Annotated in this window: 11 protein-coding genes; all 11 read right to left on the reverse strand. The window is 70.1% G+C overall.

Going from position 1 to position 12527, the window contains the following annotated elements; all coding sequences use genetic code 11:
- Nucleotides 1-144: 144 nt before the first annotated feature.
- A complete protein-coding gene (locus tag KA248_10090) occupies nucleotides 145-615 on the reverse strand; it encodes a YbhB/YbcL family Raf kinase inhibitor-like protein (GenBank protein ID MBP7830254.1) in 471 nt (156 codons plus the stop codon).
- Between the two features lie 32 nt (nucleotides 616-647).
- Nucleotides 648-1949, reverse strand: coding sequence for a histidinol dehydrogenase (gene hisD, locus KA248_10095; GenBank protein ID MBP7830255.1), 1302 nt, complete (start codon nucleotides 1947-1949; stop codon nucleotides 648-650).
- 26 nt (nucleotides 1950-1975) lie between these two features.
- The gene (locus tag KA248_10100; protein MBP7830256.1) at nucleotides 1976-2212 is read right to left on the reverse strand and encodes a hypothetical protein; all 237 of its coding nucleotides are present in this window, start codon (nucleotides 2210-2212) and stop codon (nucleotides 1976-1978) included.
- Entirely contained in the window at nucleotides 2209-3018 is an 810-nt protein-coding gene (locus KA248_10105) for a hypothetical protein (protein MBP7830257.1), read from the reverse strand. Before KA248_10105 ends, KA248_10100 begins: the two co-directional genes overlap by 4 nt.
- Nucleotides 3015-3485 (reverse strand): biopolymer transporter ExbD, encoded by a 471-nt coding sequence (locus KA248_10110; GenBank protein MBP7830258.1) that lies wholly within the window; start codon nucleotides 3483-3485, stop codon nucleotides 3015-3017. Before KA248_10110 ends, KA248_10105 begins: the two co-directional genes overlap by 4 nt.
- A gap of 7 nt (nucleotides 3486-3492) precedes the next feature.
- Nucleotides 3493-4116 carry a MotA/TolQ/ExbB proton channel family protein gene (locus tag KA248_10115; GenBank protein MBP7830259.1) on the reverse strand — a complete coding sequence of 208 codons (624 nt, stop codon included), beginning with the start codon at nucleotides 4114-4116 and terminating at the stop codon, nucleotides 3493-3495.
- A gap of 14 nt (nucleotides 4117-4130) precedes the next feature.
- Nucleotides 4131-6665, reverse strand: coding sequence for a tetratricopeptide repeat protein (locus KA248_10120; GenBank protein ID MBP7830260.1), 2535 nt, complete (start codon nucleotides 6663-6665; stop codon nucleotides 4131-4133).
- Nucleotides 6662-9508, reverse strand: coding sequence for an excinuclease ABC subunit UvrA (gene uvrA / locus KA248_10125; protein MBP7830261.1), 2847 nt, complete (start codon nucleotides 9506-9508; stop codon nucleotides 6662-6664). Before uvrA ends, KA248_10120 begins: the two co-directional genes overlap by 4 nt.
- Nucleotides 9509-9679: 171 nt before the next feature.
- Nucleotides 9680-10519, reverse strand: coding sequence for a hypothetical protein (locus KA248_10130; GenBank protein MBP7830262.1), 840 nt, complete (start codon nucleotides 10517-10519; stop codon nucleotides 9680-9682).
- Nucleotides 10520-10562: 43 nt separating this feature from the next.
- Nucleotides 10563-11849, reverse strand: a complete 1287-nt coding sequence (locus KA248_10135; GenBank protein MBP7830263.1) for a hypothetical protein — start codon at nucleotides 11847-11849, stop codon at nucleotides 10563-10565.
- Nucleotides 11850-11883: 34 nt separating this feature from the next.
- Nucleotides 11884-12525 (reverse strand): riboflavin synthase, encoded by a 642-nt coding sequence (locus KA248_10140; GenBank protein ID MBP7830264.1) that lies wholly within the window; start codon nucleotides 12523-12525, stop codon nucleotides 11884-11886.
- Nucleotides 12526-12527 lie beyond the last annotated feature (2 nt).

The following is a 12527-nucleotide window of genomic DNA, read 5'->3' on the forward strand; positions in this document are numbered from 1 at the left end:
GACCGGGTTTATGTGACTTCGTGCACACATCACCCCCTACCCAGAAGTCGAAAAAACCCCTCCCTCGACTCGAATCTGCCGTCCTGTACGCACTGACAGGATAAGAAAAGGGCCAAACACGAGGGGCGGCTCGCAGAGCCGCCGCTACAGTGCCTGGCGCCCGAACGTTCCCGTCAACAGGCCCTGGGCGAGGATGTGCCCCTGCATGGCCTTCAGCAGGTCGGCCTTGCGGGCCTTCTCGGTCAGGGACAGCCGGGCATCCAGGGCGTAGACCTTGAAGTGGTAACGGTGCGGGCGGCCGGGCGGCGGCCAGGGCCCGGCGTAGCCGTTCCGGTTGTAGTCGTTGAGGCCCTGGACGGCGCCATCCGGCAGGCGGGGCGAGGCCGGGATCCCCTCCTCCAGTTTCCGCGCGTCCGGCGGGAGGTTGAAGAGCACCCAGTGCACCCAGTCGCCCGCGGGCGCGTCGGGGTCGTCGCACAACACGGCTATACTCTTCGTGCCGTCCGGTACGGTCCCCCATTCCAACGGCGGCGATGCATTCCCCCCGCCCCCGGAATACTTGTGCGGAATGGCCGCCCCCATGGCGAAGGCGGCGCTCATCACGACCAACTCCATCATGGCCCCCTCCTCGCCGGCCGGCGTGCCGGCTACTTCTGCTCGAAGCGGATCTGCGCGGAGCGGGTGTGCCCGTCGAGCCGCTCTACGCGGCCGAACGCCTCGATCACGGGCAGCATGTCCTGCAGGTCCGCCCGCGTCAGGGAAAGGATGCTGCTGCGGCGGCGGAAACTGTCCACGCTCAACCCGGAGAAGATGGCGGCCGTTCCGCCCGTGGGCAGGACGTGGCTCGGGCCGGCGACGAAATCGCCGGCGCATTCGGGCGTCCAAGCGCCGGTGAACACCGCGCCCGCGGCGCGGACCTTGGGCACCCACCGGCGCGGTTCCGCCGTCATGATCTCGAGGTGTTCGGGCGCGAAGCGGTTGCACAGTTCCATGCCGGCGTCCAGGTGATCCACCACGACCAACAGGACGCCGTCCTCCAGCACCCGCTCCACGGCCTGGCGGCGCGAGAGCCGCTCGGCCTGCCGGACCAGTTCCTTCCGCACGGCCTCGGCCAGGCGGTTCGAGGGTGTCACCAGCAGCGCCTTTTCATGGCCCGTGCCGTGCTCGGCCTGGGAGAGAAGGTCCGCGGCCACGTACTCCGGCAGCGCGGAATCGTCGGCCAGCACGGCGATCTCGCTGGGTCCGGCGATCATGTCCAGGTCCACCTCGCCGTACACGAGGCGCTTGGCCGCGGTGACGTAGGGGCCGCCGGGGCCGACGATCTTCTGCACCTTGCGGACGGTGGGGGTCCCGTAGGCCATCGCGCCGATGGCCTGGATGCCGCCGAGCTTGTAGATCTCGGACGCGCCGGCGAGGTCGAGGCTGTAGAGGAGGTACGGATCCAGCGTGCCGTCCTTGCCCGCGGGCGAGCAGGCGACGATTTCACGGACATGGGCGACCCGGGCCAGCGTGACGGTCATCAACGCCGTGGACGCCAGCGGGGCCGCGCCGGCCGGGACGTAGCAGCCGACCCGCGCCAGCGGGACGTATTGCTCGCCGAGCACGCCGCCCTTGGGCGTGGCGATGGTCCAGTCCTTCCGCAGGCCGGCCTGCGCGAAGCGCGTGATCCGCCGGCAGGCGTCCGTGGCGCAGCGCTTGAACTCGGCGTCCACCGAGGCGAGCGCGGCCTTGCGTTCCTCGGTGCTCACGGCCAGGCCGGCGGGCTCCAGGGCCGCCCCGTCGAACTCGCGGACGTACCGGACCAGGGCTTCGTCGCCCTGCTGGCGGATATCCTCCAACACGCGCCGGGCCTTTTTTTCCGCCGCCGGGTCGATCGCCGGCCGCTGAAGGAAACGGTCCACCTCCGGGCACGAGCGATCGACGGACCAGCGTGCAATGTGAATTTCCATGGGCGGCTCCGGGTCTCTCCAGACCGTTATCCTCGCTTAACGACTTCGTTCATGCAACTGCAATGCGGGCAGCGGGCCAGGGGAAGATCTCTCGCCTCGACGTACACGCGGCGGCAGACGGCGCAGCGGTAGATGTTGGACGCGCGCCGGCGGCGGGTCCGCACGCGGCCGGCCCTCGAGTAGCCGGCGCCGAGCCCCAGCACGACCAGCAGCGCGGCGGCCATCGGCAGCCACAGCAGGGTGTATAGCGAGACGGAAATCACGGGGTCTCCTTCGCGTCCGGCGGGGCGCCGGGCGCGCGGAACACCACGCGGCCGCTCCGCGCTCCCTCGCCGGGCTTCCACCGCCATTGCCGGAGCGCCCCCTCCAGGACGCGGTTGACTTCGGGAAAGGCGGAGGGGGCCTCGAGCAGCACGTGCGTCACGCGGCCGGCGGCGTCCGCCTCGACGTAGGCCGCGACCTCCCACGGGGCCTTGCCGCCTTCTTCCCAACCCTCGGGAAGGGGCCCGTCCTCCAGCAGTTCCTCGGACCAGCCGGGCCCGTACTCCACGACCGCGGGCGGCGGCCTGGCGGGACGCCGGAATACCGACGCCCCCAGCGGCGGCAGCGGCACCCGGAACAAGTTGGCCGCAACCTCGTCCTCGAGCTGCCCGTCGCGGTACAGGCCCGCGGGCGGCGGCATCTGTTCACGTTCCCGCAGGCGCGGAACCGAGCCCTGCCTGCCCGCCGCGGGGCGATGCACGATCCGCTCCTCGAGCGCCGGCCGGCTGAAGCCCCACGGGCTGGGCAGGGCGAACAGGACCGGAGACCAGACCAGGCGGGGATCGGCGTACACCTCCGGCCCCGCCGGCAGTTTCGCGAAGAGGAGATTCGGAGCCGAGGGCATGGCCGGCCGGGGCGTTTCCTTGCGCCACCCCAACCCGACTATCCACGCCGCGTGCCAGGCCGCGGCCAGCAGCAGCGCCGCCGCCCACGCGCCGCCGCCCCGGCGACGGACGGCCGGCGGTGCGACGGGGAGGGACGGGCGGCGCAGCGGCAGGGCGGGCTGTTCGGCCACGCCCGTGTTCATGGCGCACCGGCCGCCCGGTCCGGGAGGCGCGTGGCCAGCACCACTTCCCGAAAGCCGGCCTCGCTGGCCATGGTGTAGACGTTCACGAGCACCTGCTGCCGGACCTTGCCGTCCGCCTCGATGAGCAGCGGCGTATCGGGCCTCGCCGACGCGGCCTGCGCCAGGACCGCGGGCAGCTCGTTGAGCCCCATCCGCTCGTCGCCGAAAAACACCAGGCCTTCCTGGGTCAGGGTGACCACCCAGGTCCCGTAGCGGGTCCCCGCGTTAAACGGCGCGGCGGGCAACTGCATGCGGATACCCGGCCGCAGCACGAACGAGGAGTGGACGATCAGGAACAGCCAGAGGAGCAGGAGGACATTGACCAGCGGGACCGCCGCCATCGGCCCGCAGGCCAGCCGGAGCCGGGTGCGGAACCGCCGGCGCAGGCTGCTCAACCGCTCGGTCTCGGGATGGAAGGTGTCCGGCATGATCGGCTTACGCTCCGGTGCGGCGGCCCGGGCCGGTCAGGTACGTCAGGATATCCGCGGCGGCCCGCTCCATGTCCAGCAGGATGGACTCCACGCGGCTGACCAGGAAGTTATAGCCTGCGTACGCGGGGATGCCGACGGCCAGCCCCGCCGCCGCGGCGAGCAGCGCCTGCCAGAGCCCGCCCAGCACGTCGCCGGCGTGGACCAGCGGGGCCTTCTGCTCGATGGTCAACAACACGCGGATCATGCCGATCACCGTGCCCAGCAGCCCCATCACCGGGGCCAGCTGCGCGACGGTCGCCAGCAGCGCCACGCGGCGCTCGAGCCGCGGGATCTCGGCGAGGCCGGTCTCCTCGATGGCCTGGGCGATCGCGGGGCGTTCCTCGTCGTGGTGCAGGATGGCGGCGCGGACGACGCTGGCGACCGGGCCGGGCGTTTCTTCGCAGATGCTCACGGCCTCCACGATGTTGTGACGGTTGAGGATATTGAAGATCCCCTTCAGAAAATCGCCGGACGGGATCTGCGCGCGGTGCAGCTCGTAGAGCTTGGCAAGGAACACCGCGGCCCCGATGAAACTGACCACCAGGATCAGCCACATCATCGGGCCGCCTTTCTGCATGATCTCCAGCATGGCCGCGCTCCTTTCTAAAACAGGATCCAGTGCTCGGACTGGATCTGCCGGATGCGGGCCTGCGCCTCGGCCGACGCCGGCACGCCCGCCTCCCCCACCCGCTGATACACCTTCACCGCCTCGCGCCATTTCGACTGCGACTCGAGGATCGCCGCGGCGTTGAACGCGGCGCGCGTAAACCAGAGCGGGTTGCCGGAGGCGCCCTTGCCGAGCGCCGAGAGATGGCCGTACACCACGTTCATGTACGTGGCGACGGCCTCGTCGGGCAGCCCGGACTTCTCCTGGCACCGCGCCATCTTGAATTCCGCCTGCGCCTTCATATCGGCTGCGGCCGTGGGGCTCTTCAGCACCATCCGGTAGGCCTCCAGCGCCTCGGCATAACGCAGGGGATCGTCGTTGCCCAGGGTGAACAGGCAGTCCCCTTTCCGCCCCCAGGCCGCGTCCGCCAGCGGGCTGTCCGGGTACTTCTTGATGACCTCGTCGAAGGCCAGGATCGCCCCGCCGAACTGACCGAGCTCGGTCAGGGCATCGCCCTGCGCGAAGCGGCTTTCCGGCAGCTTGGGGCTCTCGGGATAATCCTGCGCCAGTCGGTTGAGATGCTCGATGGCCTGCACGTACTCCTTGCGCGTCGCCGCGGAGCGGCCGGCCCAGAACAGCGCGTCATCGGCCAGGTCGCCCGCGGGGTACTGCTCCGCCAGGCGCGCGAAATGCTTCTCCGCCTCGGCGTACTCGCCCCGGTTGAAATAGTACTCGCCCAGCCAGAAGAGCACGTCGGCCGCCCAGGCGGATTGCGGGTACTCGGCCAGGAACTTCCGGCACACGGACAGCGCCTCGCGGTCGTTGCCGAGGAGGTACAAGGCCCAGCCGCGCATGTAGAACGCCTGCTCCGCGGTCGAACCGCCCGGGTAATCCTCGATGACCTGGTCGAAGTCCTTCATCGCCTCCTTGAACCGGCCCAGGCGATACTGGATGAGCCCGCGGTTGTGCAGGGCCTGCTCGCGGGCCGCCGGCGAGACACCCTCCTCCTTCAGCAACTGGGTGTACATCTCGATCGCCGGGGCCCATCGCGCGGCCCGTTCACGGACTTGGGCAATCCGCAGCCGGGCCCGCTCGGCCAGGGCCGGGTCGGCGGCCTCCGTGACGATCCGCCCGAACAGGCTTTCCGCCTCGTCGAGCCGATTCAACCGGGCCAGCGATTCGGCCTCCTGGAACCGGGCGTCGGCCGCCAGGGCCAAGTCCCCGGTCTCGCCGGCCGCCTGCCGGTAGCTGTCGATCGCCCGCTGGTAGGCGCCGCCGGCAAAGTGGCAGTCGCCCACCTTGTAGAGCGCCCGGGCCTTCAGGTCGGGCTCGGACGCCGCCTCGCGCGCCCGCTCGAACGCGGCGGCCGCCTCGGCATACCGCTTCAATTCCCACAGGCACCAGCCCTTGCCCATCCAGGCCGCGGCCAGGCGGGCCGGGTCGGCAAACGCTTCGAGGTAGTATTGGTACTGCCTCTCGGCGGCCTCGTAATGGCCCGTTTCCAACAGCACCCGGGCCAGATCAAGTTGCAGGTCCTGCGGCGCGGGGTCCTCCAGGCCGCGCGCGACGACGGCGCGGAGGGCGGCCACGCCTTCGTCCACGCGCCCCATCCGCACCAGCACCCGTCCCTTCGCGCTTTCAGCCCGGGCGACGCCGCGAGGATCGGCGCTCGATGCCGCCGCCTGCTCCAGGGCTTCGAGCGCCGCGGGGTAGTTCGTCCGCGACTCCTGGATGTCGGCCAGCGCGAACCAGGCGGAGGCCCGGTACTCCGGCCGCGCGGCCTTCTGCTTCGCGAGCGAGGCGAGGACGTCGCGGGCCGTCTCCCATTCGCCCATGTCCTTGTAGGTGCCGGCGAGCCAAAGCTGGCCCCGGGCGGCGGCCTCGCTGTCCGGGTATGTGTCCAGCAACTGGCCGAAGACCTGGCGCGCCTCTTCCTTGCGGCCCAGCCGGATCAGCGTGCCCGCCCAGTCCAGCAGGTTGGCGGGGATTTCCGGCGACTCGGGATAGGTCTCCTGGAACTTCGCGAAGGCCTGCAGCGCCTCCGCGATCTCCTGCATCTTCACGAGGCACTTGGTGCGCAGCCGGGCGGCCTGCGGGCGGTAGGGGCTGTCGGGAAACCGGGTCTTGAAATCCTCCACGAGGCGCAGGACGTCCTCGTACCGGCCCATCTCGAACAGGGACAGCGCCTGCCAGAGCACGAAGCCCGCCTCGCTGTCCGTCCCGCGCGCCCACGAGACCCGCTCGTCCAGGAGGGCGACCACCGCCCCGTGGCGGCCCTGCCCGTACAGCGCCCGGGCCAGCAGGAGGGTCCCCTCGGACCGGGCCTTGCGCCCGCTGGCGAGCCGGACGTACTGCTCCAGGTGCTGCTCCGCCACCTGGTAGAGCCCGTCCTCCAGCGCGGCGCGCCCGGCCTGGAGCGCCCGGTCGCGGTCCTGGGCGTGGCGCGGCCAGAGGTCGCCCCGCGACGGGAAGACCCCCGGCCCGCCCCAGATCAGCAGGCCCGCCAGGAGGCTGACCGTTGTCCGCTTCATTTGCGCCGTCCCATGGCCTCGGCCAGGTAGTGCCCGGTATGGGAATCCGGATGGGCCGCCAACTCCTCCGGCGTGCCGCAGGCCACGATATCGCCCCCAGCATCCCCGCCTTCGGGCCCCAGATCAATCACGTAATCCGCCGTCTTGATCACGTCGAGGTTGTGCTCGATCACCACCAGGGTGTTCCCCGCGTCGCGCAGCCGCTCGAGGACCTTCAACAGCCGATGCACGTCCGCGAAATGCAGGCCCGTGGTCGGCTCGTCCAGCAGGTAGAGCGTGCGCCCGGTGTCCTGCCGGCTCAACTCGGCGGAGAGCTTCACGCGCTGCGCCTCGCCGCCGGAGAGCGTCGTCGCCGGCTGCCCGAGCTGGAGGTAGCCCAGGCCCACCTCGGAGAGCGTCACCAGCTTGCGGGCCAGCCGCGGGATCGGCTGGAAGAACTCGACCGCCTCGTCGATCGTGAGGGCGAGGATCTCCGCGATGTTCTTCCCCCGGTACCGGATGTCCAGCGTCTCCCGGTTGTAGCGCTGGCCCCGGCACTGCTCGCACGTGACGTAGACGTCCGGCAGGAAATGCATCTCGATCCGCAGGATGCCGTCGCCCTTGCACCGCTCGCAGCGCCCGCCCTTGACGTTGAAGCTGTACCGGCCCGGCCCGTAGCCCCGGACCCGGGAGGCGGGCAGGTTCGCGAACAGGTCCCGGATCAGCGAGAAGGCCCCGGTGTACGTCGCCGGGTTGCTCCGCGGAGTCCGGCCGATCGGCGACTGGTCGATGACGATCACCTTGTCGAGGTACTCCATCCCGGTGATCTTCTTGTGCTTGCCCGGCCGCTCGCGGGAGCCGTAGAAGCGCCGGAACAGGGCCCGCCGCAGGATCTCGTCCACCAGCGTGCTCTTGCCGCTGCCGGAGACGCCGGTGACGCACACCAGCAGCCCCAGCGGGATGCGGACGTGGATGTTCTTGAGGTTGTTCTCCGCCGCGCCGTGGATATCCAGCCACTCGCCGGCCGGCGGATGCCGCGCCCCCGGCACCTGGATCTCCACCTCCTTGCGCAGGTATTTCGCCGTCAGCGACGACGGCGACTTCATCAGCTCCGGCACCGTGCCCGAAAAAACCACCTCGCCCCCGTGCCGCCCGGCGCCCGGCCCGAGGTCGATGACATGGTCGGCGGACAGGATGGTCTGCTCGTCGTGCTCGACGACGACCACCGTGTTCCCCAGGTCGCGCAGGCCCAGCAGGGTGTTGATCAGTTTGCGGTTGTCCCGCTGGTGCAGCCCGATGCTGGGTTCGTCCAGCACGTACAGCACCCCGACGAGCCCGGCCCCGACCTGCGTGGCCAGCCGGATGCGCTGCGCCTCGCCGCCGGACAGGCTCCCGCTCTCGCGGTCGAGCGTCAGGTAGTCCAGCCCGACGTCCACGAGGAACGTCAGCCGCTCCCGGATTTCCTTGATGACTTCCTTCGCGATCCGCGCCTCCTGCTCGGTCAACGGCAGGGCCGAGAAGAACTCGAGCGCGCGCTTGATCGACATCCGGGTGACGTCCACGATCGACCGGCCTCCCACCTTGCAGGCCAGCGCCTCGGGCCGCAGGCGGGCGCCGTCGCAGGCGGTGCAGGGCTGTCGGCTCATGAAGCCGGCCAGCTTCTGGCGCATGTAATCGCTGTCGGTCTGCTCGTAGCGGCGCTTGAGGTTGGGGATGACGCCCTCGAACGGCTTGCGGTACTTGTGGTAGGCGCCGCCGCGCCAGAACCCGAACTCGACCTCCTCCTCGCCCGTCCCGTGCAGCAGGACGTCGCGGAACGACTCCGGCAGGTCCCGGTACTTCGTCTCCATGTCGATCTTGCAGTGCCGGGTGATGGCCCGCAGGAGCCCCTTGTAGTAGATCGCCGTCCGCCGCCCCCCGCCCTTCCACGCGCGCACCGCGCCTTCGTCCAGCGTCAGGTTCGGATCGGGCACGATCAGGTCCTCGTCGAAGACCAGCATCGTCCCGAGGCCGAGGCAGGTCGGGCACGCCCCGTACGGGCTGTTGAACGAGAAATGCCGCGCGGTCAGGGCGTCGAAGCTCAACTCGCAGTGCGGGCAGGCGTGCTTCTCGGAATACAGCTGCTCCACGGCCTGCCCGTCCCCCGCGGGGTAGATCGCCTGGAGGAGCCCCTCGCCCTGCTTGAGCGCCAGTTCCACCGAGTCCGTCAGGCGCGCGCGGATCTTGTCGTTGAGCACCAGCCGGTCCACGACGACCTCGATCGTGTGTTTTTTCCGCTTGTCCAGGTCCGGCGCGCCGTCGAGTTCGACGAGTTCCCCGTTTACGCGCGCCCGAACGAAGCCCTGCTTGCGCGCGGCCTCGATGATCTCCTCGTGCCGGCCCTTGCGGCCCCGCACCAGCGGGGCCAGCAGGGTCAGGCGCGTGTTCGGCGGCAGCTTCAGCAGTTGCTCGACGATCTCCTCGGCGCTCTGGCGGCTGATCGGCCGCCCGCACTTCCAGCAGTGGGCGTGGCCGACGCTGGCGTAGAGGAGGCGGAGGTAGTCGTGGATCTCCGTCGTGGTGGCCACGATGGAGCGCGGGTTGGCGCCGGCGGTCCGCTGCTCGATGGCGATGGCCGGCGACAGGCCCTCGATGTGGTCCACCTCCGGCTTCTGCATCTGCTCCAGGAATTGCCGCGCGTAGGCCGACAGGCTCTCGACGTATTTCCGCTGCCCCTCGGCGTAGAGGGTGTCGAACGCCAGCGAGGACTTCCCGGACCCGCTCAAGCCCGTGACGACGGTCAGGGCGTTCCGCGGGATGCGGACGGTGATGTCCTTCAGGTTATGCTCCCGCGCCCCCGCCACCAGGATATGGTCCGTGCTCATGGGTTCCGCTTTTCCGGGAAAGAATCAATGGGTCATCCTAGCACACCGTGCCCGGATTGAAAACCGGGCATATTTCGGCGGCGCCGGCCCCGCCGCCGCGCCGTGATGCAACAAATCAATTCACGGATGTGAAGTGATTTGTTACAGACGAGCCGCGCCCGGAGCGGGCCGTCAGGGCCCGGGCGGAGGCCCGCCGCCCCCGCGCCCGCCCGGCGGGCCGCCGCGGAACAGGCCGCGGGGCGAGGTGAGCTCGATGATGGATTCGAGGTAGTCCGCGAATTCCGCCGCCGCCGCGCCCGTGTAGCCGACCTGCTCGCCCAGTTCGACAAAGGTCCGCGTGCGCTCCTCCTCCAGCAGCGGGTTGAGCACCCGCGCCTTCTCGCGCAGGGCCATCCCCAGTTCCCGGCGTTGCTCCGGCGAATTGACCACCCGCATCTGCTCGGTCAGGCGCCAGGTCTCGTCCAGCAGCTGCAGCATGAGATCGTACGAAGCCTTTTCCTCGTCCTTCATCTTCGAGGTGTCGCGCTTGAGGAAGTAGGCGGCCTTCTCGGCGTACTGCCGGGACACTTCGCGCTGCCGCTCCTCCCGGCGCTTCTGCATTTCCTCGTACCGGGCCGGATCGCTCTGCCGGAGTTCCTCCATCCAGTCGCCGCGATCCCGGCGCTCCTCCGGGGGCGGCCGGTTCGTGGCCCGGACCTGCAGGTCCCAGATGACCCGGTCTTTCTCGGCAAGGGCGGTCTCCAGCGCGCGAATCCGCTCCTGCGCCCCCGAGTCCTCCGCGCGGACGGCCACGCCGGCGGGCACCTCGACGGGCGCCGCCTGGGGCGACGGAGCCACGGCGGCGGGCTCGGTCCACGCCCGCGCCCGCCACGTCTCCGCCTCGGTGCGCGCCACGTCGGCCTGCTCCTGCGCGAGCCGGGCCTGGTTCCGGTAGAGGATCGCGGCCCCGATCGCGGCCGCGGCCAGCACGAGCGTGAAGCCCAACAGAATCCTGTTTGATCGTGATGTCATCGGGATCCATCCGCCTCTTCCCTATTACGGGAAGAAACGCGTTTTAGTGTTTCCCGTCCTGCCCGCCCGGGCGGGTGAACACCCGGCGCACCAGCAGGCTCGCGGCCGCGCCGGCGCAGAGCAGCAGGCCCAGCCCCAGCGCCGCCAGGCTGCCCGCGCCCGTCTTGTAGAAAAGCTCCACCTCGTGCGCACCGGCTTCCACGCCCACGCCCAGGAACAGGAAGTCCACCCGCCGCACGGGTGCCGGCCGGCCGTCCACGCGGGCCTGCCAGCCCGGGTCGAACTTCTCGGCCACACGGAGCACCGCCGGCCGATCCGCGGAGGTCAGGATCGCCATGCTCCCGGAGGCGTACCGCGCCACCTGGGCCTGCCCGACGAGGCCTTGCCCCTCCGGGGCCGGCAGGCCCTCGGCCGTGTCGGGCGAAACCGCCAGGACCTGGAAAGGCTCCACGGCCGGGTCCGCAAGCCGCCGAAGCGCGGCGTCATCGTCCATGGCGGCCCAGCCGCCCAGCAGCGCGGCGTACGGGGCCGGCTTCAAGAACGTCAGCACCACGTGCTGCGCGGGCGCGTAGGCGTTCGCCGGCGTGACCACGAGATCGCCGTCGCGCAGCCCGACGTTGTAGCCGAGCGCCAGCGTGAACGCGTCCTTCATCCCGGGATCGGCCTGGATCTGGCTCCAGGCGCCGGCGGGGGCCAGGACGCGGTCCACGGCGGAGAGCTGCCAGAAGCGCAGCGGGTTCCGCCCGACGGTCTGGAGAAAGCGCTGGTATTCCTCGGGCATGCGCGGCATCTGGGTGATATTCACAGACTTGATGCCGTGGTAGGGAAAAAGGTACGTGAGCCAGTTGTTATAGAAGCCCTCCTGCGTGAGCAGGGCCACCCGCTGCTCGCGCGGGCGGTCCTTCAGGACGCGGACGACATCGTTCTCCTGCACGGCGGTCAGCGGCATGGAGTGCACATAGTGCCGGGCCAGCAGGATCGCATCCAGGGCCATGACCGCGACCAACCCCCAGCGCGCCGCCACGACCTGGATCGACGGGGCGCCCTCCCGGCGCGCGGTCAGCAGGAACAGGAACCCCCCGGCGCAGCCGAAGAGAAGGGCGCCATGCCACAGCGCGCCGATCCGGTTCCGGACGATGATCGAGGCGCTGTCCCCCCACCCCTCCGCGGCGAACCGGCCCGCGGCCGACGCGGAACCGAACATCTGGCTCACCGCCAGCAGGGCCATCAGCGCCCCCGCGGCCAGCGCAGCCCATGCCAGGAGGGTAATCCAAGGCGGGCGTCCGGCCGCGGGTTCGATGGCCGTGCGCTTTGGGCTCGGGGATTTCATTCGCGGTAGTTTCTAAAGGAGCCCGGCGTTCACTTCAATCCATAAAACCCGCCCGGCGCAGCGACTCCATCGTCACGGCGGCTCCGCCGCCGCCCGGGAGCAGCCGCCTGACGTACTTCCCTAGAATGTCGGTTTCGATGTTGACCGCGGCGCCGGCCTGCAAGTCCGAAAGGGCGGTCTGATTCCACGTGTGCGGTATGATATGCACGCTGAACGTTTTTCCCTTCAGATCCGCGAGGGTCAGGCTGACCCCGTCGCAGGCGACGGAGCCCTTGGGAACCAGGCCGGCCAGCAGTTCGCTCCCGACCTCGATCTCCAGCACCCAGTCGCGCCCGGCCCGGCCGACGGCGCGGACCGTCCCCACCCCGTCCACGTGCCCCGTGACGATGTGCCCGCCCAGGGCCTCCCCGGCCCGCAGGGCCCGCTCGAGGTTCACGCGGTCGCCCGGTTTCTTCTGTCCCAGGTTGGTTCGGCGGAACGTCTCCTGCAAGGCGTCAAACACCAGCCGGTTCTCCGCGAATGAAACCAGTGTCAGGCACGCGCCGGAAACGGAAATGCTCTCGCCGACGGCGAAGGGCTGCCCCCACGCTTCCGCCTGCACGGTGATTCGCCCGGCCTCCGCGCCGACGCTCACGGAAACCACGCGGCCGGCTTGCTGGATCAATCCCGTGAACATGA

The organism is Kiritimatiellia bacterium, from assembly GCA_018001225.1.
GTDB lineage: Bacteria > Verrucomicrobiota > Kiritimatiellia > CAIQIC01 > JAGNIJ01 > JAGNIJ01.